The organism is Xanthobacter autotrophicus (genome assembly GCF_005871085.1).
In the GTDB taxonomy this organism is placed as follows: domain Bacteria; phylum Pseudomonadota; class Alphaproteobacteria; order Rhizobiales; family Xanthobacteraceae; genus Xanthobacter; species Xanthobacter autotrophicus.
In genome coordinates this window covers 25341-47435 of record NZ_VAUP01000011.1, presented here as the reverse complement: position 1 = coordinate 47435, position 22095 = coordinate 25341, and the positions used below count along the sequence as shown (strand labels likewise).

At 68.3% G+C, this 22095-nt stretch carries 14 protein-coding genes and 1 riboswitch; of the genes, 6 read left to right on the top strand and 8 right to left on the bottom strand.

The features are described from left to right. Window positions 1-91 precede the first annotated feature (91 nt). On the bottom strand, window positions 92-877 hold the full coding sequence (locus FBQ73_RS04130; RefSeq protein WP_138398254.1) for a hypothetical protein: 786 nt from the start codon (window positions 875-877) through the stop codon (window positions 92-94). Between the two features lie 652 nt (window positions 878-1529). On the opposite strand from FBQ73_RS04130, the gene gltB reads away from it, so the two are divergent. Both gltB and FBQ73_RS04120 read left to right on the top strand, forming a co-directional pair. After that, window positions 1530-6233 carry a glutamate synthase large subunit gene (gltB, locus tag FBQ73_RS04125; protein ID WP_138398253.1) on the top strand — a complete coding sequence of 1568 codons (4704 nt, stop codon included), beginning with the start codon at window positions 1530-1532 and terminating at the stop codon, window positions 6231-6233. 223 nt (window positions 6234-6456) lie between these two features. Next, the gene (locus FBQ73_RS04120) at window positions 6457-7878 is read left to right on the top strand and encodes a glutamate synthase subunit beta (protein WP_138398252.1); all 1422 of its coding nucleotides are present in this window, start codon (window positions 6457-6459) and stop codon (window positions 7876-7878) included. An 87-nt stretch (window positions 7879-7965) separates the two neighbouring features. Here the strand turns inward: FBQ73_RS04120 and FBQ73_RS04115 are convergent, their stop codons facing one another. Further along, window positions 7966-8817, bottom strand: a complete 852-nt coding sequence (locus tag FBQ73_RS04115) for an outer membrane protein (protein ID WP_170218739.1) — start codon at window positions 8815-8817, stop codon at window positions 7966-7968. A gap of 105 nt (window positions 8818-8922) precedes the next feature. Then, on the bottom strand, window positions 8923-10110 hold the full coding sequence (gene zapE / locus FBQ73_RS04110; protein WP_138398250.1) for a cell division protein ZapE: 1188 nt from the start codon (window positions 10108-10110) through the stop codon (window positions 8923-8925). Between the two features lie 282 nt (window positions 10111-10392). Between zapE and FBQ73_RS04105 the strand changes: the two genes are divergently transcribed. Further along, window positions 10393-12582 carry an FUSC family protein gene (locus tag FBQ73_RS04105; protein ID WP_170218738.1) on the top strand — a complete coding sequence of 730 codons (2190 nt, stop codon included), beginning with the start codon at window positions 10393-10395 and terminating at the stop codon, window positions 12580-12582. Window positions 12583-12599: 17 nt separating this feature from the next. On the opposite strand, the gene FBQ73_RS04100 is transcribed toward FBQ73_RS04105, so the two are convergent. Beyond that, on the bottom strand, window positions 12600-13727 hold the full coding sequence (locus tag FBQ73_RS04100) for a 2'-deoxycytidine 5'-triphosphate deaminase (RefSeq protein WP_138398248.1): 1128 nt from the start codon (window positions 13725-13727) through the stop codon (window positions 12600-12602). Between the two features lie 75 nt (window positions 13728-13802). Continuing rightward, window positions 13803-13883, top strand: a riboswitch (SAM riboswitch). Window positions 13884-13963: 80 nt separating this feature from the next. Here FBQ73_RS04100 and FBQ73_RS04095 point away from each other — a divergent pair. The 3 genes from FBQ73_RS04095 (at window position 13964) to FBQ73_RS04085 (ending at window position 17382) form a co-directional block, all read left to right on the top strand. After that, complete coding sequence (locus tag FBQ73_RS04095; protein ID WP_138398247.1) at window positions 13964-15184, top strand: O-succinylhomoserine sulfhydrylase; 1221 nt, start codon at window positions 13964-13966, stop codon at window positions 15182-15184. Window positions 15185-15296: 112 nt separating this feature from the next. Continuing rightward, window positions 15297-15689, top strand: coding sequence for a Co2+/Mg2+ efflux protein ApaG (gene apaG / locus FBQ73_RS04090; protein ID WP_138398246.1), 393 nt, complete (start codon window positions 15297-15299; stop codon window positions 15687-15689). A gap of 196 nt (window positions 15690-15885) precedes the next feature. Next, window positions 15886-17382, top strand: a complete 1497-nt coding sequence (locus FBQ73_RS04085) for a TrkH family potassium uptake protein (protein WP_210236659.1) — start codon at window positions 15886-15888, stop codon at window positions 17380-17382. 71 nt (window positions 17383-17453) lie between these two features. On the opposite strand, the gene FBQ73_RS04080 is transcribed toward FBQ73_RS04085, so the two are convergent. From FBQ73_RS04080 to FBQ73_RS04065, 4 genes are all read right to left on the bottom strand, one after another. Beyond that, on the bottom strand, window positions 17454-18209 hold the full coding sequence (locus FBQ73_RS04080) for an SDR family oxidoreductase (RefSeq protein ID WP_138398245.1): 756 nt from the start codon (window positions 18207-18209) through the stop codon (window positions 17454-17456). A gap of 115 nt (window positions 18210-18324) precedes the next feature. Beyond that, entirely contained in the window at window positions 18325-19449 is a 1125-nt protein-coding gene (locus tag FBQ73_RS04075; RefSeq protein WP_138398244.1) for a hypothetical protein, read from the bottom strand. Beyond that, window positions 19446-19658 carry a cbb3-type cytochrome oxidase assembly protein CcoS gene (gene ccoS, locus FBQ73_RS04070; protein WP_138398243.1) on the bottom strand — a complete coding sequence of 71 codons (213 nt, stop codon included), beginning with the start codon at window positions 19656-19658 and terminating at the stop codon, window positions 19446-19448. The genes FBQ73_RS04075 and ccoS overlap by 4 nt, the downstream gene beginning before the upstream one ends. Continuing rightward, window positions 19655-21886 (bottom strand): heavy metal translocating P-type ATPase, encoded by a 2232-nt coding sequence (locus FBQ73_RS04065; RefSeq protein WP_138398242.1) that lies wholly within the window; start codon window positions 21884-21886, stop codon window positions 19655-19657. The genes ccoS and FBQ73_RS04065 overlap by 4 nt, the downstream gene beginning before the upstream one ends. Between the last annotated feature and the right edge of the window lie 209 nt (window positions 21887-22095).

Genomic DNA, 22095 nt, shown 5'->3' with positions numbered 1-22095 from the left:
TCCGGCCGCAGGCGGCCGGAACTGGAACTCGGGCGACGCCCGGACACATTCTGGACCAACGGCCGGTGAGCAAGCTCACCGGCCGTTTTCGTTACTGCGCCTTCGGTCGCGACAGCACCGAGGCGGAACCGGCGGTGGCGGTTTCCGTGGTCGCGGTGCCCGCCCCGGCCTTGCGCTTTTGCGGCGCGGCCGACGCCGATTGCGCCGCGGACCGTCCAGCCTCCGGGTTCGCGGGGGTGGCTCCTGGATTGGCCGGTGCAGCCTGCGGAGCGGCAGATTGCGCCGGCGGTGACGACGGCGCGGCGGCCGGCTGAGGTGAAGCAGGAGCCTGCGGCGCAGCGGATTTGGCCGCATCCGGCGCCGGAGCGACCTGGGGCACAGCTTGGGGCACAGCTTGGGGCACGGCCGGGGCCGGCGTCACCGTGGCCACGGCCGGCTCAGGCGGGCGCGACGGCGGCAGGGGCTTGGCGGGCGATGACGGCGCCGCAGCCACCGGCGGCTGGGACCGCGGTGGGGCCGGAGGCGGCGGGGGGCGGCGGGGTCCAGGCCCGGGCGGCGTCGGCACGGCGATGGTCGGGCCGCCATAGACGCTGCGCGCGCTCACCACCCGGCCGGTGAAGGCATCGAGCCGCAGCACGGCCGGCCCGTCCTCGTCCACTGCCGTTACCACATAGGTGCGCCCGGCCAGACGCGGGCGCGACACCTGCCGGTAGCCCATACCGACCACGATGGCGCGCACCTCGCCCGGCGGCAGCATGCCATAGCCGCGCGGCGGCGGTGCGGGCACATAACCACGGGGCGGAGGCCCATAGGGTCGCTCATAGCCATAAGGCACCTCATAAATCAGCGCCTGTGCCGCAGCGGGGGCAGATGGCATAATCGCAGCGCCCAAAATTAAGGCACTGATCCCGACCCGCACGAGACCTGTGAGGGTTCGCGGCATGGCGCGCCTCTCCATTCTTGAACCTCATTTGTCGCGACGCGCCAGCCGGCGCGGGGTATTGCGAAGACCAGGCCCGCCGCAGCAGCAGTGGAGGGCCTAATTGGAACGCAACTTAAGGCGCCCAATGCGGCAGCCTTTGGACGCACCCGCGGTGTCAGGGCGATAGCCGTTGAGGGGCCGCCCGAAACTCCGTTGCGTCGCGGCGCCGTGCGCCGTACCGTTCTTTCGTCCTGAAGGTATTGGGCGCAACTTTTCGCCGATCCGTCTGATTATGCGCCATTGAGGCGCTTGTAGGCGTGCCGCTTTTCTGGCATGTTCCTCGAGATAGGGAAACCATACTTCCCTATCCCCCGTGCCGATGGCTCAGATTGTCTCAAGCTCGCGTTCATACGAACGGGGGGCCTTCTGTGCGGCGCGGCAGTGGTGCAAAAGTTGCAGCGTAGCCGTAGGACATCATCGGGCGGGCCCGGACCGATGGGGGCTGCGGCCCGATCCGCGGGAAACCCGGATCGAGGCGCAAGGGCGTGAGTTGGGGAAGGACGGCGGGGCGCATCTGCCCGGCCGCCAGCACAGAAGGAACGACGAGATGGCAGCGACGGATCGCACAGATGGCTTGAACGGAAGCGTGGCTCGGACGGCCGCCGCCGTGAAAGACACGGCGATCGTCGGCCGACCGGAACCTTTCGGCCTGTTCGACCCTGCCCATGAAAAGGATTCCTGCGGCGTCGGCTTCATCGCCGACATCAAGGGCCGCAAGTCCCACCGCATCATCCAGGACGGCATCAACATCCTGCTCAACCTGGAGCACCGCGGCGCCGTGGGCGCCGACCCGCGTGCCGGCGACGGCGCGGGCATGCTGGTGCAGATCCCCCACAAGTTCTTCCTGAAGGAAGCGGCGCGGCTCGGCTTCTCCCTGCCGGAGCCCGGCCTCTATGCGGTCGGCCACATCTTCCTGCCCCGCGATCCCGAGGGCGAGCAGATCGTGCGCGCCACTTATGAGCGCGCGGTGGCGGAGGAAGGCCTCGTCATCCTCGGCTGGCGCGACGTGCCCACCGACAACTCCTCCCTCGGCTGGAGCGTGCTGCCCACCGAGCCCAAGCACGCCCAGGTGTTCATCGGCCGCGGCGAGTTCGCCGGCGACGAGGACGGCTTCGAGCGCCGCCTGTTCGTGCTGCGCAAGGTGATCTCCAACACCGTCTACGGCGCCAAGGACCCGCGCACCGCCGGCTATTATCCGGTGTCGCTGTCGTGTCGCACCCTGGTCTATAAGGGCATGTTCCTGGCCGACCAGCTCGGCGCCTATTACGCCGACCTGCACGACCCGGACTTCGAGAGCGCGCTCGCCCTCGTGCACCAGCGCTTCTCCACCAACACCTTCCCGGCCTGGCCGCTGGCCCACCCCTACCGGATGGTGGCCCACAACGGCGAGATCAACACCCTGCGTGGCAACGTCAACTGGATGGCGGCGCGTCAGGCGTCCGTGGACACCGAGCTGTTCGGCGCCGACATCTCCAAGCTGTGGCCCATCTCCTATGAGGGCCAGTCGGACACCGCCTGCTTCGACAACGCGCTCGAATTCCTGACCCAGGGCGGCTACTCGCTGCCCCACGCGGCCATGATGCTGGTGCCCGAGGCCTGGGCGGGCAATCCGCTCATGGACGAGGAGCGCCGCGCCTTCTACGAATACCACGCCGCCCTCATGGAGCCGTGGGACGGCCCGGCCGCCATCGTCGCCACCGACGGCCGCCAGATCGTCGCGACGCTGGACCGCAACGGCCTGCGCCCCGCCCGTTACATGGTGACGAGCGACGACACCATCGTGCTCGCTTCCGAAATGGGCGTGCTGACCCTCCCCGAGGAAAAGATCGTCACCAAGTGGCGCCTCCAGCCCGGCAAGATGCTGCTGGTGGACCTCGTGGAAGGCCGCCTCGTTCCCGACGAGGAGATCAAGACCCAGCTCGCCCGCGCCAATCCCTACAAGGAGTGGCTGAAGCACACCCAGCTGGTCCTGGAGGACCTGCGCCCCGTCGAGGCGCGCGAGGTGCGCACCGACGTGGCCCTGCTCGATCGCCAGCAGGCGTTCGGCTACACCCAGGAAGACCTCAAGCTCCTCATGGCGCCCATGGCCATCACCGGCCAGGAGGCAGTGGGCTCCATGGGCACGGACACGCCCATCTCGGTGCTCTCCAACAAGTCGAAGCTGCTCTACACCTATTTCCAGCAGAACTTCGCCCAGGTGACCAACCCGCCCATCGACCCGATCCGCGAGGAGCTGGTGATGAGCCTGGTCTCCTTCATCGGGCCACGGCCGAACATCTTCGACCTGGAAGGCACCGCCCGCCGCAAGCGGCTGGAAGTGCGCCAGCCCATCCTCACCAATGAGGACCTGGAGAAGATCCGCTCCATCGGCTTCATGGAAGAGCGGTTCGACACCCGCACCCTCGACATCACCTACCCGTCCGACAAGGGCGCGGCGGGCATGAGCGACGCCGTGGAGCGGCTGTGCGAGCGCGCCGAGGCGGCGGTCCACGGCGGCTACAACATCATCATCCTGTCCGACCGCCTGGTCGGCCCGGACCGCATCCCGATCCCGGCGCTGCTGGCCACCGCCGCCGTGCACCATCACCTGATCCGCAAGGGCCTGCGCACCTCCGTGGGCCTGGTGGTGGAGACGGGCGAGGCGCGCGAGGTGCACCATTTCGCCTGCCTCGCCGGCTACGGCGCCGAGGCCATCAACCCCTATCTCGCCTTCGAGACCCTGCTCTCCATGAAGGACGAGATCCCGGAGGAGGTGGACGACAAGGAGATCGTCAAGCGCTTCATCAAGTCGGTGGACAAGGGGCTGCTGAAGGTGATGTCCAAGATGGGCATCTCCACCTACCAGTCCTATTGCGGCGCCCAGATCTTCGACGCGGTGGGCCTCTCCTCCGAGCTGGTGAACAAGTATTTCTTCGGCACCGCCACCACCATCGAGGGTGTGGGCCTCGCCGAGATCGCCGAGGAAAGCGAGCGCCGCCATACCCTGGCCTTCTCCGACGCCCCGATCTTCCGCATGGCGCTGGATGTGGGCGGCGAATATGCCTACCGCATCCGCGGCGAGGATCACGCCTGGTCGCCGGAATCGGTGGCCGAGCTTCAGCACGCCGTGCGCGGCAATGCGCGGGACAAGTTCCGCGCATTCTCCAACATGATCAACGACCATGACTCCCGCCTGCTCACCGTGCGCTCCCTGTTCCGCATCAAGAGCGCGGAAGAGCTGGGCCAGGCGCCGGTGGACCTGTCGGAGGTGGAACCCGCCGCCGACATCGTGAAGCGCTTCGTCACCGGAGCCATGTCGTTCGGCTCCATCTCCCGCGAGGCGCACACCACGCTCGCCATCGCTATGAACCGGATCGGTGGCAAGTCGAACACCGGCGAGGGCGGCGAGGAGCCGGAGCGCTTCAAGCCCCTGCCCAACGGCGACAGCATGCGCTCCGCCATCAAGCAGGTGGCCTCCGGCCGCTTCGGCGTGACGGCGGAATATCTCGTCAATTCCGACGTGATGCAGATCAAGGTGGCGCAGGGCGCCAAGCCCGGCGAGGGCGGCCAGTTGCCCGGCCACAAGGTGGATGCGGTAATCGCCAAGGTGCGCCACTCCACCCCCGGCGTTGGCCTCATCTCGCCGCCGCCGCACCACGACATCTATTCCATCGAGGACCTCGCCCAGCTCATCTATGACCTCAAGAACGTGAATCCCGACGCGGACGTGTCGGTGAAGCTCGTGTCCGAGGTGGGCGTGGGCACGGTGGCGGCGGGCGTCGCCAAGGCGCGCGCCGACCACATCACCATCTCCGGCTTCGAGGGCGGCACGGGCGCCTCGCCCCTCACCTCCATCAAGCATGCCGGCTCGCCGTGGGAGATGGGCCTCGCCGAGACCCAGCAGACCCTGGTGGCCAACCGCCTGCGCTCGCGCGTCGCGCTGCAGGTGGACGGCGGCCTGCGCACCGGCCGCGACGTGATCATCGGCGCCCTGCTCGGCGCCGACGAGTTCGCCTTCTCCACCGCCCCGCTCATCGCGGCGGGCTGCATCATGATGCGCAAGTGCCACCTGAACACCTGCCCGGTGGGCGTGGCCACCCAGGACCCGGTGCTGCGCAAGCGTTTCAAGGGCACGCCCGAGCATGTGATCAACTACTTCTTCTTCGTCGCCGAGGAAGTGCGGGAGATCATGGCCACCCTCGGCTTCCGCAAGATCGACGAGATGGTGGGCCGCTCCGAGGTGCTCGACCAGAACGCGGCCATCAACCACTGGAAGGCGAAGGGCCTCGACTTCTCGCGCATCTTCGCCAAGCCCGACATGCCGCCCGAGGTGGGTATCCGCCACACCGAGCGCCAGCATCACCCCATCGAGAAGGTGCTGGACCGCACCCTCATCGCCAAGGCCGCTCCGGCCCTGGAAAAGGGCGAGCGCGTCGAGATCAAGACGCCGATCCGCTCGGTGGACCGCTCGGCCGGCGCCATGCTCTCCGGCGCCGTAGCCAAGGCCTATGGCGGCCAGGGCCTGCCCGACGACACCATCCATGTGGAGCTGAGCGGCACCGCGGGCCAGGCGTTCGCCGCCTTCCTCGCCGCCGGCGTCACCTTCGACCTCATCGGCGAGGCCAACGACTATGTGGGCAAGGGCCTGTCGGGCGGGCGCATCATCGTCCGGCCGCCGGCCAATGCGGCCATCGTGCCGGAGGAGTCCATCATCGTCGGCAACACGGTGATGTACGGCGCCACCGAGGGCGAATGCTACTTCCGCGGCATCGCCGGCGAGCGCTTCGCGGTGCGTAATTCCGGTGCAATCGCCGTTGTTGAAGGCACCGGCGACCACGGTTGCGAGTACATGACCGGCGGCATCGTGGTGGTGATCGGCCAGACCGGGCGCAACTTCGCGGCCGGCATGTCCGGCGGCGTCGCCTATGTGCTGGACGAGGACAAGAGCTTCGCCAAGCGCTGCAACCTCTCCATGGTGGACCTGGAGCCGGTGGAGGAGGAGGAGGACCTGCTGGAACGCCTCCACCACCACGGCGGCGACCTGGAGTTCAAGGGCCGCATCGACGTGCAGGGCGACATGTCCCGCCACGACGAGGAACGCCTGCATCAGCTCATCGCCAAGCACCTGCACTACACGGGCTCGGCGCGGGCGCAGGCGATCCTGGATAACTGGGCCGACTACCGCTCCAAGTTCGTCAAGGTGATGCCGGTGGAATACCGCCGCGCCCTGCGCGACATGGAGAAGCGTCGCGGTCTGGCGGCGGCGGAATAGCGCAAAGCACGCGCTCTTCTCGTCCTCTCCCGCAAGCGGGAGAGGACATTCGGCCGGTGTGCTCGACGCCGGTGTGTTGGACCTGGACGGGCGCGCGGATCAGGCGCGCGAATTCCGAGTCCTCAAGCTGGAACAATTCTTGTATTTGGACACGTGGCGCGGCACCCGGACTGATGCGGTGCGCGCGGCGGTTCCCTCAACGAGGTTCGCCTAAGGGGTTCTGATGGGCAAGGTCACGGGTTTTCTGGAGATCGACCGGCGGGAGCAGAAGTATCAGCCCGCCTCCGACCGCATCCGCCATTTCCGCGAGTTCACGCTGCCGTTGCCCGACGCCGAGGTGACGAACCAGGCGGCGCGCTGCATGGACTGCGGGATCCCCTTCTGCCACGGGCCCAATGGCTGTCCCGTGCACAACCAGATTCCGGACTGGAACGACCTCGTCTATCGCGACGAGTGGGAGGAAGCCGCGCGCAACCTCCACACCACGAACAATTTCCCCGAGTTCACTGGCCGCGTCTGCCCCGCCCCATGCGAGGAAGCCTGCACCCTGAACCTCGAGGACATGCCCGTCACCATCAAGACGGTGGAGCAGGCCATCGCCGACAAGGCGTGGAAGAAGGGCTGGATCAAGCCCGAGCCGGCCGCCGTGAAGACCGGCAAGAAGGTGGCCATCGTCGGCTCCGGCCCGGCGGGCCTTGCCGCCGCCCAGCAGCTCGCCCGCGCCGGCCACGACGTGCACGTCTTTGAGCGCGAGCCCAAGGCCGGCGGCCTGCTGCGCTACGGCATCCCCGACTTCAAGATGGAAAAGCACCACATCGACCGTCGCGTGAAGCAGATGGAAGCGGAAGGTGTGACGTTCCACTACAACGAGAACATCGGCATCGTCCGGCCGTTCCAGGAACTGCTCGACACTCACGACGCCGTGCTGCTGGCCGGTGGCTCGGAAGCCCCGCGCGATCCCAAGCTGCCGGGCCAGGAGATGGAGGGTGTGCACTTCGCCATGCCCTATCTCGTGCAGTCAAACCGCCGCGAAGGCGACGAGCCGGTCAACGAGATCCCGATCCTCGCCGGCGGCAAGCACGTGGTGGTGGTGGGCGGCGGCGACACCGCCTCGGATTGCGTGGGCACCGCCTTCCGCCAGGGTGCGCTATCGGTCACCCAGCTCGACATCCGCGCCGTACCGCCCATGAAGGAAGACAAGCTGGCGGTGTGGCCCTATTGGCCCACCAAGTTCCGCACCTCCTCCTCCCAGGCCGAGGGTGCCGAGCGTGAATTCGCCTGCGCCACCCTGGGCATCGAGGGGCGTAACGGCCGCGTCACCGGCGTGAAGTGCGCCCGCGTGGACCAGAAGCGCCAGCCCATCCCCGGCACCGAGTTCGTGCTGCGCGCGGACCTCGTGTTCCTCGCCATCGGCTTCGCCCATGCGGCCCATCCCGGCCTCATCGAGCAGTCCGGCGCGGCCCTGGACAAGCGCGGCAACGTCGAAGCCGACGACCTCGCCTATGCCACCTCCGTGCCCAAGCTGTTCGCTGCGGGCGACATGCGGCGCGGCCAGTCGCTGGTGGTGTGGGCCATCCGCGAGGGTCGCCAGGCCGCCCATGCCATCGACAAGGAACTCATGGGCGCGACCACCCTGCCGCGCTGAGCTGGCAGGGGACGGAGCGGTCCCTCAGGACCGCTCACGCAATCCCCGCACACGGGGCCGAAAGCGGCGCCGTGTGCGGGCGGGTCTTCAGAACTTATAATTCACGCCCAGCCGCGCGACATTCAGCTTGGTCGAGCTGGTCCAGGTGACGAATTCATCACCGCCAGCTGCCTCGGGAATCCGGTAGTCGTTGCTCCCGAGATCGACGTAGAGATATTCGCCCTTTATCGTGATGTTGTCGGTGATGGCGTATTCAAGTCCGCCGCCCACCGTCCAGCCCCAGCGTACCGAGCTATCGGAGCCGCCGAATCCGCCACTGCGGTCAAAGGCGTGGTCGCCAGGGCCGCCCCACCAGTAGCCGTATTCACGCCACGAATAGCTGCCGCTGCCGCTCACCTTGCCATAGGCTGCGCCGCCCGTCGCATAGACCAGGAGGCGGTCGAGTGCAGTGACGCCCAGGCGGGCACGGATGGTCCCGAACCACTCCACCGAGGTGCTCGCATCAAGCTGCTCTCTCAGGTGGTAATTGTAATCGGGCCGATCGACGGGATAAGGGTAAAGATCATAAACGCTGCTTGCGGCATAACTCTTGCTCACATCGGCATAGTTTATATCCGCCTCGAACCCTAAAACCGCTCGCCCAATCTGATAATTATAGCCGGCCTGCGCACCGCCGGTGAAAGAGTTGCTTCCGGATGATCTCTGCCCGTTGAACCAGCCATTGCTGTAGGTGCCGTAATCATTCCCATAGATATAGCCGACACCATCCAACGCGCCGGAGCCCCAAGCATAGCCGGCATTGCCGCCGATATAGAAGCCTGTCCAGCTGAAGGATGCAGGTGCAGGCGGCGCCTTGGTGACGGCGACCGCCAAATCTGCCGCGCATGCGGCTCCACTCATCATTGAAGCAGCAAAAACCGCGACGAAGTAGGAGCGCATCGGTCTCTCCCCAGGGCAAAGAAGTCCCTTACCCGCACGGCAAAATTGCGTCAATACGCCCATGCAAGAGCGCCGGGTACCAGCCCGCGCGGCGGCCACGCGGGTTCAGGTTTCCACCAGGCCCGTCGTATCTCCGGAGGCGGCCGAATCCGGGCGGCCGTGGGGCTTCGCCAGATATTCACCCGAGCGCATTTCGTGGATGCGCGACACCGTGCGGGCGAACTCGAACACCTCCGTGCCGTCCGTGCCGAGATACAGCGCGTCCGGCTCCGCCGCCGCCGAGGCGATGAGCTTCACATTGGAATCATAGAGCGTGTCGATCAGCGAGATGAAGCGCTTGGCCTCGTTGCGCTGGTCCGGCCCCAGGATGGGGATGTGCTCCAGCACGAGCGTATGGAACATGCGCGCGAGCCGCAGGTAATCGGGGTTCGGCCCCAGCGCCGCCTCGCACAGATCGGCGAAGGTGAAGCGGGCGGCGCCGTTGGCCATGGCCGGGATCGCGACGTGCCGCCCCTTCAGCACGACCTCGCCGGGAACGCCGCCGCCGGGGCCGGCGAGCCGGCGCCACGCCTTCGCCACCGCCGCATCCGCATCCGGACCGAGGGGGGTGTGCCAGGTGGACACCCCTTCCAGCTTCTCCATGCGGTAGTCGGTGCGCGAATCCAGCGTCATGACCTGCATGCGATCCTCGATCATGCCGATGAACGGCAGGAAGAGCGCGCGGTTGAGGCCGCCGGCATACAGGTCCTTCGGCGCCACGTTGGAGGTGGCCACCACCACCACGCCGTCGGCGAACAGCTTCTCGAACAGCCGGCCGAGGATCATGGCGTCGGCGATGTCGGTGACGTGGAATTCGTCGAAGCACAGGATCTTAGCCTCGTCGGCCAGCGCCGCCGCCACCGCTATGATGGGGTCGGCGGCCTTGCGGTCGCCCTGCTTCTGGGCCTGACGCTCGCGGAAGATGCGCTCGTGCACGTCGCCCATGAATTCGTGGAAATGGGCGCGCCTTTTGGCCCGGGCCGGCAGGGCATCGAAGAACAGGTCCATGAGCATGGTCTTGCCGCGGCCGACCTTGCCGTAGACATACATGCCCTTGGGCGTCACCGGCGCGCGGCGCTGGAACAGCCAGCCCAGCGCCGAAGACTTCTGGGCCATGGCCCGCTCGCGCAGCTCCAGCTCCAGGCGGGCGAATTCCTGCACCACCATGGCCTGTGCCGGATCGTCCGAGATATCGCCTCCGGCCAGCTTTGCCGCATACAATTCCCGTACCCGCGCCTTCGTTTCCGCTGTCATTCCGCCTGTTCCCGTTCGCCGCTAGGACGTCTCGGCGCCGTGCTTCGCCGAAGGCAGGGCTGGCTATAGAGCAGATGCGGGAAAAGTTGAATGCATTGCGGCGCACCTCTCGCCGCACTGGACAGGCCCGGCGAACCATGAATTCCTCCGCCCATGCCCGAGACGCCGCACCGCCCCGGACCTGCCCCCATGTCGCCGCCCGAATCTCCGTCCAAATCGGCATCCCCGTCGGCTCCGGTCCGGCCAGCTCCGCCCCGCCCCCGCGAGCCGCTCCTGGACCAGTTGAAGGGGTGGCTCGCAGATCATGATCCCGGCGGGGTCGATCTCACGCGCGCGTTCCATCTCGGCATCTCGTTCGTGATCGTCATCCTGGTGGGCTACGCCACCTCGATCGCGTTTCGCCTGGGCATGGAAGTCACTTTTCCCATGATGGCCGGCTGCGCCGCGCTGGTGATGATCAGCTTCAATCCTGCGGCGAGCGTTGGCGCCGAAGCGCGCACCATGGGGCGGCTGTTCGGCCTCGGCTTCGCCTTCCTGCTGGCGCTGACGCTGGTGGGTCCCGGCGAAGGGCCCGGCAACGACATCGTCCAGAAGCTGCTGCTCATCCCCCTCGCCTTCTTCGCCCTCGCCCTGCGGCGCTACGGCATGGAGGGACAGCGGCTCGGCCTCGCGCTCATCGTCGTCGCCACGGTCGGCACCATCCTCCAGCCGACACGGATCGAGGCGGCGCTGCTGCTGGTCGCCTTCTGCCAGGGCTCCCTGGTGGCGGCGGTGGTGCGTCTCTCGCCATGGCGGCCCTCCGCCGTCAACGCCTTTGTCGAGACCACGCTGGATATGCAGGGCGCGGTAGCGAACTATCTGCGCGAGCTGTCCGAGGCGGTGCGCCACGGCCGGCCGTTTCCGGAAGAGGCGAACGATGCGCTGGAAAACCTGCGCGGGCGGGTGTGGAACGCACTCGCCTCGGCTATTGCCGAAGCCCCCGACGCCCAGCCGGACTTCGAGCGCCTCAGGGTGCGCTTCTACCGTCTGCGGGTGGCGGTGGAACTGCTCGCCAGCTGCGTGCCCGAAAAGGCACCCGACACGCCGGACTGGCGGCATCCCTTCGCCGCCGCCGCCGATCACATCGCCCGCCGGCTCGAGGCGGTGGAGGTCTCCGACGTGCATGCGGAGGAGCGCTTCGAGCGCGCGGTGGCGTCGTTGCGCGCCCTTGCCTTCGCGCCGGAGCTGCCGCCGGACGCCCGCTTCGCGCTGCTGCGGGCGCTGACAGCGTTCGATCGCCTGTCCCTCGTCGTCACCGGCATCGCCGCCGCCGAGACCGCGCCGTTTCCGCCGCCCCACGATGAAACAGCGGCCACTCCGCCGGCGCCACGTGTCATCCCCACACTGGTGCAGGGGCCGGACGGCCGGCGCACCCTGTCCGCGCCCATGCGCGTCGCCTGCCAGGGGGCCATCGCCACCGCCGTCACCACCGCCCTCGATCTCGGGGTGCATCTGGACCACGCCTATTGGGCGACCATGACGGTCATGTTCGTCATCGGCAACAGCGTGGGCGAGACCTATATGCGGGTGCGCTACCGCACCGTGGGCACGCTCATCGGCGTGGTGCTGGGCATGGGTCTGTTCCTGGGGCTTGGGCCGCACATCTGGATTCTCGCCGCCTTGTGCATGGCGGCCCAGATGATCGCCCTCGTCACCCAGAAGGACCGCTACGACGTGGCGTCCGCCGCCGTGGGCTTGTCTGTGGTGCTGGGACTGCACATCATTTCCGGGCTCGGCACCGAGGGCATGCTGGCGCGCATCTATGAGACCGCCATCGGTGCTGCCATCGCCCTGATCGTCTCCTATCTGGTGCTGCCGGTCTATCTGGCCGAGCAGCTGCGGCCCGAGGTGAAGGCGCTGGTGCGCCGGGCCCGCGTTGCCTTCGCATCCTGGTGGCCCCACCAGGGTGAGAAGGCGAGTGTCTCCGCCCTCGCCCAGGACGTGCGGGCCATGGGCACGCGCCTGCCCAATCTGGGCGCCGAGCAGGTGTTCGGCCATTCGGCGGGGGACGCGGCCAACATCGTCTCCACCCTCGACGTGCTCATCACCTATCTCGCCCTGATGGAGGACGTGGCTTTTCGCCTGTCCGCCATGGGCGCCGATGCGCGCGAAGAGGTGGTGGCCGTGGTGGAAGCGGCGCGCTCGCGCATCCTCACCGGCTTCGAAGTGGTGTTGGGCGAGGCGGGCAGCGGCAGCGCTGATGCGGCGACGCCAGCGGTGGACGCCGCGGTCTCCACCGTGCTGGGCATGGCGGACGACCCCGCCGTGATGGAGGTGCTGCCGCTGGTGGCGGACTATCTCGCCTATTCCGACGCTGTGCTGCGCCCGCTGCGCGAACTCAACGCCGCGCTGAACGATGCCGTGCCCTGGCGCAAGGAGGAGATGATCGCCGCCGGCCGCGCCGCCGCGACCGGGACCGTCGGCAAGGGGTGAGGGGGTCGCGCCGGCCCTCAGGTCCCCACGGGCTTGAAATGCTTGGAGAGCTTCAGTCCCTGACCCTGGTAGTGGGAGCGCATGTCGGCGCCGTAGAGGGTGCCGGGGCGGCCCGCCATGCGCTCGTAGACGAGGCGGCCCACCGTCTGGCCGTGCTCCAGGATGAAGGGCACCTCCCGCGAGCGCACTTCCAGGACCGCGCGGGCGCCGCGCCCGCCGGCCGCCGGATTGCCGAAGCCGGGATCGAAGAAGCCGGCATAATGCACCCGGAACTCGCCCACCAGGGGATCGAACGGCACCATCTCCGCCGCATAGTCCGGCGGCACGTGCACCGCCTCCCGCGAGGCGAGGATGTAGAAGGCGTCGGGATCCAGTACCAGCCCCGCCGTGCGGCCCGGTCGCACCCGGATGGGCTCCCAGAAATCCTCCACGTCGAGCACGCCGGCCTCGTCCACGTCGATGACGCCGGTATGCTTCTTGGCCCGGAAGCCCTGCAGGCCGGGGATCACCTCGCCGGCGAGATCGACCCCCAGCGCGATGCCGCCCGCCGCCACGTCCGGCTGGGCGGCGTCCACCAGGCATTCGGCGGACTGGAGGCTCAAGAGTTCGAGATCCGACAGGCGCGAAACGCCGCGACGGAAGCGTACCTGCGACAGGCGCGAGCCGGTGCGCACCAGGATGGGGAAGGTGCGCGGGGAGATTTCCAGATAAAGCGGGCCGTTGTAGCCGGCGGGAATGGTGTCGAAGGCCCGCGCGCCGTCGGTGATGACGCGCACGAACACGTCCAGACGGCCGGTGGAGCTTTTGGGGTTCGCCGCCGCCGCGAGATCAAAGGGTAGCTTCAGGCGCTCGAACAATTCCACCAGATAGACGCAGCCGGTCTCCAGCACCGCACCCTTGGCAAGGTCGAAATCGTGCAGGGCGAGGTCGGCCAGGCGCTCCTTCACCGAGACGCCGGCCCCCGGCAGGAAGCTCGCGCGCACCCGCCACGCCGTGCGGCCGAGCCGCAGGTCCAGGCTCGCCGGCTGGATCTGGTCCACATCAAGCGGCCGGCGGCAGGAGATGGCACCCGTCGCCTTCAGCGCCGAAATGGCCTCGGCGGGCAGGATGCCGGGCTTCTGATGCTCCGTCGCTCGCACGGTCATATCCGCTTTCCCGTCCTTATTGTTCGCTTTACCGGACGAAACCCTTGACGCCAAGGGGAGGCCGGGCGTTTACTGCTGCTCACTCGTGGTGAATTTGAGCCGGCCCGCTTGCAGCCACGTTAAACAACCTTGCTAAAAGGCCGGGGACGAACAGACGGGCAAGCCGCGCGCGCCGCACACCGGCCACCGCGGCGGCGAACCGCGCCTGATCCCCTCGGCCTCCCCCGGAGACCGTCATGTCCGTGGCGCAAAAGCCAGCCCCCAAATTCATCCCCAAAGATCCCCTTACACTCCACCCGGAGACGCGCCTAGTCCATGGTGGTACCACCCGCTCGCCTTATGGGGAGACCTCCGAGGCGCTGTTCCTGACCCAGGGCTTCGTCTACGACAACGCCGAGTCCTGCGAGGCCCGCTTCAAGGGCGAGGATCCGGGCTTCGTCTATTCCCGCTACGGCAATCCCACCACCGCCATGTTCGAGGAGCGCATGGCGCTGCTGGAAGGTGCGGAGGCGGCCCGGGCCACGGCCTCCGGCATGGCGGCGGTGAACGCGGCGCTGCTGTGCCAGCTCTCCGCCGGCGACCATGTGGTGGCAGCGCGCGCCCTGTTCGGCTCGTGTCGCTGGATTCTGGAAGATTTCCTGCCGCGCTACGGTGTCGAAACCACGCTGGTGGACGGCACCGACCTTGCCGCCTGGCGGGCGGCGGTGCGGCCGAGCACCAAGGTGTTCTTCCTGGAAAGCCCTACCAATCCCACCCTGGAGCTGATCGACATCGCGGCGGTGGCTGAGATCGCCCACGCCGCCGGCGCCCGGCTGGTGGTGGACAATGTGTTCGCCACCCCCCTGCTCCAGCACCCGTTCGAGCTGGGCGCGGACATCGTGGTCTATTCCACCACCAAGCATGTGGATGGCCAGGGCCGCTGCCTCGGCGGCGTCATCCTCTCCTCCCAGCAGTTCGTGACCGACCACCTCCAGACCTTCCTGCGCCAGACCGGCCCCTCCATCTCCCCCTTCAACGCCTGGATCATGCTGAAGGGCCTGGAGACGCTGGCGTTGCGGGTGGAGCGCATGCAGGCGAGCGCGGGCCGCATCGCCGATGCGCTGGCCGGCCTGCCGAACATCCAGACGGTGCTCTATCCCGGCCGCGCCGACCATCCGCAGGCGGAACTGGCGCGCCGGCAGATGAAGGGCGGCGGCACCCTCGTGACCTTCGTGGTGGAGGGCGGCAAGGAAGGCGCCTTCCGCTTCGCCAACGCGCTGGGGCTGATCCGCATCTCCAACAACCTCGGCGATGCCAAGAGCCTCATCACCCATCCGGCCACCACCACCCACCAGCGCTTCACGCCGGAGGCCCGCGCCGAGATGGGGATTTCCGACGGCCTGCTTCGCCTGTCCGTAGGGCTCGAGCATCCCGACGACCTGATCGCCGATCTCGTCACCGCCGCCAGAGCCTTGTAACGGCTCCATTCCCACGACCGGGCAGAGCAGACTGTTGCGCCCGGACGGCAACGCGGGTTCACTGTGGCCCGCGGGGGCATTTTCTCCCGCGGTGAGGGGAGCTCGAGCGGGTATGTACCGCGCCATCACTCGAAATATTCAGGTGACCGCAACGCCGCGTTATGTGGCGGAGCGTTCGGAGCCCGATCAGGGCCGTCATTTTTGGGCTTATACCGTCGAGGTGGCCAATTTGGGCCAGGAGACTGTGCAACTGAAGGGCCGCCACTGGATCATCACCGACGCCAATGGGCACACCGAGGAGGTCCACGGATCGGGCGTTGTGGGCGAGGAGCCCACCCTGCCGCCCGGAGGCCGATTCGAATATACCAGCGGCGTGCCGCTCAACACCTCCACCGGGATCATGAGCGGGCATTATGAAATGCTGGCCGACAACGGCGAGACCTTCTCCATCGAGATCCCGGCCTTCTCGCTGGATGTGCCGGATGTGCGCCGGGTTCTGAACTGACGTCGCCGCGGGCGAGAGCATTTTCCGTGCACACCCGTTCGCGGGAAATGCTCTATCTCGTTGGCGCATGGCATTTTCTTAAACAAACCGAGATCCACTCCGCTCGCAGGTGCTTTCGAATCTCGTGTTGACGCGTTTTCTTCAAGCGAATCGGTATCCGCTTCGCTTGAAGACGCTTTGGGGGAAGGGGGACGTCATGCACGCCGCGCGCTTACCAACGGTGGAGGCCGAGGCCGTTTCGGTGCTCAGCCTGCGCCCGGTGGCGGCGACGCTCGGCGTCCTCCTCTCCATCCTCGGCGTCGCAATGCTGGTGCCGGCGATAGTGGATTTCGCCACGCGGTCCGGCGGACAGGGTGCCTTCGTGGGCGCCTCGGCCATCACCATCTTCGTCGGCGTGCTGCTGTGGATGAGCGGGCGCAGCCAGACCGTCAGCAAGCTGGACCTGCGGCAGGCCTTCCTTCTGACCTCCTCGGTCTGGGTGGTGCTGTCGCTGTTCGCGGCCCTGCCGCTCATGTGGGGTCCCTCCCACCTCTCCTTCACCGGCGCCATGTTCGAGAGCATGTCCGGGCTCACCACCACCGGCGCCAGCGTGATGTCGGGGCTGGATGCCATGTCTCCCGGTATCCTGTTGTGGCGGGCGCTGCTGCACTGGTTTGGCGGCATCGGCATCGTCGCCATCGCCATCGCGGTGCTGCCGGTGCTTTCCATCGGCGGCATGCAATTGTTCCGCACGGAATCCTCCGACAAGTCAGAGAAGTTCCTGCCCCGCGCCGGCGCCATCGCCAAGCGCCTGCTCATCGCCTATGTGCTGCTCACCGCCATCTGCGCCGGCTTCTTCCTGCTCGCGGGGCTGAAGCCGTTCGACGCGGTCACCATCGCCATGTCCACCCTGTCGAGCGGCGGCTTCGCCAATTCGGACAGCTCGCTCACTGTGTTCGCGAAGCCCGCGGTGGATTACGTGGCCGCGGCCTTCATGCTCATGGCCGCCCTGCCCTTCCCGCTTTATGTGCGCGCCCTGTCCGGCGACCCGTGGCGCCTCTTCTCCAATCCGGAGGTACGGCTGTTCTTCGCCATCGTGGCGGTGTTCACCATCCTCTCCTTCCTGCAACTCACCTTCAGCGGCATCGCCTCCGGCGAGACGGCTTTGCGTTGGGCTCTGTTCACGGTGGCCTCGCTCATTTCCACCACCGGCTTCATGGCGGCGGACTACACCAACTGGGGCACAAGCTCGGATGCCATCTTCTTTGTGCTGATGTTCATCGGCGGCTGCACCGGCTCCACCTCCGGCGGCCTGAAGGCCCTGCGCCTCGCCATCACCGCCAAGGCCATCCGCCAGCACCTGAAGCGCATTTCCTTCCGCGCCGGGGTGTTTCCCCTGCGTTACGGCGGCGCGCCGGTGGCGGACGACGTGGTGGCTTCAGTGCTGTCCTTCGTCTTCCTCTATCTGCTCGCCTTCTTCCTCTTCGGCGTCGCCCTCAACATGCTCGGCCTCGACGTGAGAACCGCTTTCTCGGCCGCCATCGCCTGCCTTGCCAATGTGGGGCCGGGGCTGGGGCCGCTGGTGGGGCCGGCCTCCAATTATGGCGTCCTGCCCGATTCCGCCCTGTGGCTGCTCACGGCGGCCATGCTGCTGGGACGGCTGGAAATCCTGACCGTGCTGGTACTGTTCCTGCCGCGCTTCTGGGTGCGCTGACCCGGCGCGGCAGCTGGGAACAGACGCCCCGAAAACCCCGCAAAACCCGCGCGGCGCTTAAGCGAAGCCGCTCAGAAATGCGCCATGTAGCCGCCATCCACCGCCAGCACATGGCCGGTGATGTAGGAGGCTGCTGGTGAGGCGAGGAACACCGCCGCCCCCGCCACCTCTTCCGGTCGCCCCCAGCGAGCCAGCGAGGTACGGCGTGAGAGCCATTCCCCCACGGCCTGGTCGCGCGCCAGCTCGGCATTGGGCTCCGTCAGGAAATAGCCGGGGGCGATGGCGTTCACCGTGATGGCGTGCGGTCCGAGATCGGCGGCGAGCGCCCGCGTCAGCGCTTCCAGGGCGCCCTTCGCCGTGGTGTAGGCGGCATCGCCCGCCCGCGAGAGCGGCCCGGCGATGGAGGTGATATTGATGATGCGCCCGCCCTTGCCGCGCGCCACCATGCTCTTCGCCACCTCCCGCGTGAGATGGGCGGGGGCGAAAAGGTCCAGCTCCACGAGGCGGCGGAAGGCGGCATCTTCCATCTCGAGAAAACCGCGCCGGTCGCGGGCGCCGGCATTGTTGACGAGGATGTGGATGGGCGGTGCCGCCGCTATCGCCTTGGTGACCGCATCGGCATCGCACACGTCGAGGACGTAAGGCTCGGCCTTACCGCCCTTGCGGATGATGGTGGTGACCGCCGCGCCGAGGCGGGCGGCGTCCCGGCCGTTCACCAGCACATGGGCGCCGGCCAGCGCGAGGGCGGTGGCGATCTCGAAGCCGAGGCCGGCCACCGAGCCGGTGACGAGAGCGGTCTGGCCGTCCAGCGAGAAGGGATGGGTCAAGGGCGGGCTCCCGACGATTGGGCGATCCCTTTGTCCTACCCTCCGGCGCGGGATCTGGCCAAGCCGATCGCCCAGCTGGCCCGGGTTTTTCACCGGCGCAACCATCCGCCCGGGGTCAGGCCAGAAGAAAGCCCAGCAGCGCGCCGCAGATGGCGCCGAAGAACAGGCCTCCGTCATGCAGCGCCAGAGCAAGGCGGCTCGGCTGGCCAGCGCGATAGATCCACGCCGTCGCGCCCACAGTGGCCACCGACCAGCCGGCACCCACGCAGATGAGGGCGGCGGTGATGCTCTCCGGCGTCCCCAGGCTCTGGAGCGGGATGCCGATGGCGACCAGAACCGCGCCGGCGGTGGCGATTGCCACCGGCGACACACGATCTCCCACGAAGGCGAGCGGCACGGCCGGCGCGTACATGGCCGCCACGTGCAAAGCGATGAAGCCGAACACCGCGGCCCCGCCGATGCCGCAGCCCACCAGCGCCAGCGGCGCACCCGACATGACAGTGTTCATTCCGAACCAGGCCGCGCCACCCACCAGGGTCGGCCACAGGATGGCGGACAGGGGCGCCCTGGCCTTGGGGTGGAACACGGTGGTGGGGTCGGAGGCGAGCATCACCGCGACCCCGAGGGAGCAGGTGTGCGCCAGCGCCGCCAGCCCGGCCGCGCCCACCAGGAAATAGGGCGCGGCGAGCTGTTCCGCGAAGCCCGCCAGGGTCGGTCCAGCGAAGGCGGCGGCGACACCGCCCGCCAGCACGCCGGCCGTGGCAGCGGCGGGCCGCCCGCTCGCGGCGGCGGCCTCATGCCGGTAGAAGAAGGAGAAGCCCTGCGCCATGCCGAGCCACAAGGCACCAAGGCAGGCCCAGGCAAACTGGCGCTGCATCAGCGCTGCCACCAAAAGGGCCCCACCGGCGATGCCCAGCGATGCGCCAAGGGCAAAGCCGGTGCGCCGGCCGAACGCGTCGCGCAGGAAGGACGCCGGGAAAGAGGCGAGCGCCGCCCCGAGGAGCATGGCCGCGAACGGCCAGGTGACCAGTTCCGGCCTCGGCGCCAGCTGGGCGCCGGCGAGCGGCAGGGCGGCGGACGCCACCGTCTGCGCCAGCACGGCGAAGGCGAAGCCGACGGCCAGGCCAAAGGTGGAAGCCGGGCGTGGCCCGTTGTCGTTGGCAGGGGCGTCGAGCTGCGGGTCGCAGACGCAAACGAGCATGCCCGCACGGGGCTCGGGGGCAGGCGCGGTACGTCTCATGGCTTGGACGCACCGGTTCGGGGCGGACCGGACGGAGATTTGCGCTCGGGAGCGGAACCGTGATCGGGCAGGTCGTCGTCCGACAAGACGCGCACGGCGGCGCCGTCGAGATCGTCGTACTGGCCAGTCTTCAGACTCCACAGGAAGGCGAAGAGGCCGGTAAGGCCGAGCAGCAGCGCGAGCGGCAGGAGATAGACGAGGACGTTCACGCGGCCGCCTCCTCCAATGTGCGGGCATCGCCGCCGGCAGGGGTCGCGGCGTCGGTTGCCTCATCCTTGCGCCCCGGCCGCGCCGCGCGCAAGGCGTTGACGGTCACGAGTATGGAAGAGCCGGACATGGCGAGCGCCGCCACCAGCGGCGTGACAAAGCCGGCGATGGCGAGCGGCACCGCGATCACGTTGTAAAGTACAGCGATGGCGAGGTTCTGTCGCATCAGCCGCGCCGCGACCCGCGACCCGTCCACCGCCGCCAGCACCGGCGCGAGACGCCGGCCCAGGAACACCGCATCCGCATGGGCCTGCGTCACCGCCGCTCCGGTGGCGGGGGAGAGGGAAACCGTGGCGGCGGCCAGCGCCGGGGCATCGTTGAGGCCATCGCCAACCATCAGCACCCGCCGGCCATCCGCCTTGAGGCGATCGAGCACGGCGATCTTGTCCGCGGGCTTGAGGCCCGCATCCCAATGGGCGATGCCCAGCGCCTGCGCCACGGGAGCCACCGCCGCCTCCCGGTCGCCGGAAAGGATGCGCACATCAAGGCCGCGGGCCTTCAGCGCGGCCACCACCTCCAGCGCGTCCGGCCGCAGGGCCTGTTGCACGCCCATGACCAAGGTCTCGGCGCCACGGCGCAGCGCGATCAGCGAAGCGCCGTCCGGCAGGTCGGCCGGCAGCGACGCGCCGCAGAAAGCGAGGCTGCCGAGGCGCACGACCTCGCCGTCCACCAGCGCCTCCACCCCCTGCCCGCTCACTTCGGTCACGCCCTCGATGGCCGGCCCGTCCGCGCGCGAGGCGAGCGCCCTGGCCAGCGGGTGGCGGCTCGACAGGGCCAGCCGCCCGGCAAGGCCCACCAGCCCCCGGTCCGCACCACGCGGCAAGGCAAGGGCGGGCTCAGGCAGGGTCAGGGTTCCGGTCTTGTCGAAAACCACCGTGTCCACGGCGGCGAGGCGCTCCAGCATATCGCCGGCATTGATGAGAAGGCCGGCGCGGAACAGGCGGCCGGTGGCCGTCACCTGCACCGCCGGCACGGCGAGGGCCAGCGCGCAGGGGCAGGTGATGATCAGCACCGCCACCGCGATCATCACGGCATGATGAAGGTCCGCCCCGGCGAGTAGCCAGCCGATGGCGGCGACCAGCGCCGTCAGATGCACCATGGGAGCATAGAGCCGCGCCACCCGGTCGGCGAGGCGCACATAGGCGCCCTTCTCGGCCAGCGCGCCATCGAGCAGGCGCTGCACGTCGTCTACCAGGGTGTTCTCTCCGCCCGCTGTCACCGTGAGATGCAGGGCACCCTCACCGTTGAGGCTGCCGGCGTAGACCGCATCGCCTGCCTTCAGCGCGCGCGGCAGGGTCTCGCCAGTGACGAGGCTTTCATCAATACTGGATCGGCCGGAAGCGATGACGCCGTCCGCCGCCACCCGCTCGCCGGGGGCGACGAGGATGGTGTCGCCCGGCTGGAGGGCCTGCACCGGCACCAGCACCGGTACGCCGTCCGCGCCGAGGCGATGAGCCATCTCGCCGCGCAGGGCGGCGATGTTGCCGGCCGTGGCGCGGGTGCGCCGGCGCGCCTCATGGTCGAGATAGCGCCCGGCCAGAAGGAAGAACAGCAGCATGATGGCACTGTCGAAATAGGCGTGGGGCTGGCTCAGCGCCGTTTCCAGCACGCTCATGCCCAGCGCCAGGGTGACGCCGATGGTGATGGGCACGTCCATGTTGAGCCGGCCCGAGCGCACCGCCCGGAACGCGCTCTGGAAGAAGGGCTGGCCGGCATAGGCCGCCGCCGGAAGCGCGATGAGGGCCGAGACCCAGTGGAAGAAGTCCCGCGTCTCCGGAGTGATGTCGGTGACGTTGCCCGACCACACCGAGACCGACAGCAGCATGATGTTCATGGCTGCGAAGCCCGCGACGCCCAGGCAGCGCAGCAGCCAGCGGGCGTGACGCGCCTCGTTTTCCTCGGCCCGGCCGGCGAAAGGGTGGGCTCGGTAGCCCAGCGATTCCAGCTGGCTCACCACCCGATCCGCCGAAGTGTCCTCGCGCCAGGCGACGGTGAGGCGGTGGGTGGAATAATTGAGGCGCGCGCGCACCACGCCGGGCAGCGCCTTCACCCCGTCCTCGATCTCGGCGATGCAGGCGGCGCAGTCGATGCCGTCTACGGCGAGGCTCATCTGGGCGAGGCCATCCTCGGACCGCGCGACGAAAACGGAATAGTCGATCGCCTCAGCCATGGCTCCATCCCCGGGGGCTGCGGGGCCCAGCTGCACCGCGCAGCGGGAAGGTGCGGACCCGAATGAGAGAAAGGTACGACAGGCCAGCCGGCGCGACGAGCCAGCCGGCCTGATCGTACTCAAGGTGCAGGCGACCCTGGACGGATGCCGCCCGGCAGTCTCGTTGCCGCCTCGGGAGGCCGGAGGAAGCCGGTTGCCCGTTCATAGCG

Bases quoted from the DNA above. Each gene is read 5' to 3' on its own strand.
- FBQ73_RS04130 (WP_138398254.1), bottom strand. From the start codon at position 877: ATGCCATCTGCCCCCGCTGCGGCACAGGCGCTGATTTATGAGGTGCCT.
- gltB (WP_138398253.1), top strand. From the start codon at position 1,530: ATGGCAGCGACGGATCGCACAGATGGCTTGAACGGAAGCGTGGCTCGG.
- FBQ73_RS04120 (WP_138398252.1), top strand. From the start codon at position 6,457: ATGGGCAAGGTCACGGGTTTTCTGGAGATCGACCGGCGGGAGCAGAAG.
- FBQ73_RS04115 (WP_170218739.1), bottom strand. From the start codon at position 8,817: ATGCGCTCCTACTTCGTCGCGGTTTTTGCTGCTTCAATGATGAGTGGA.
- zapE (WP_138398250.1), bottom strand. From the start codon at position 10,110: ATGACAGCGGAAACGAAGGCGCGGGTACGGGAATTGTATGCGGCAAAG.
- FBQ73_RS04100 (WP_138398248.1), bottom strand. From the start codon at position 13,727: ATGACCGTGCGAGCGACGGAGCATCAGAAGCCCGGCATCCTGCCCGCC.
- FBQ73_RS04095 (WP_138398247.1), top strand. From the start codon at position 13,964: ATGTCCGTGGCGCAAAAGCCAGCCCCCAAATTCATCCCCAAAGATCCC.
- apaG (WP_138398246.1), top strand. From the start codon at position 15,297: ATGTACCGCGCCATCACTCGAAATATTCAGGTGACCGCAACGCCGCGT.
- FBQ73_RS04085 (WP_210236659.1), top strand. From the start codon at position 15,886: ATGCACGCCGCGCGCTTACCAACGGTGGAGGCCGAGGCCGTTTCGGTG.
- FBQ73_RS04075 (WP_138398244.1), bottom strand. From the start codon at position 19,449: ATGAGACGTACCGCGCCTGCCCCCGAGCCCCGTGCGGGCATGCTCGTT.
- FBQ73_RS04065 (WP_138398242.1), bottom strand. From the start codon at position 21,886: ATGGCTGAGGCGATCGACTATTCCGTTTTCGTCGCGCGGTCCGAGGAT.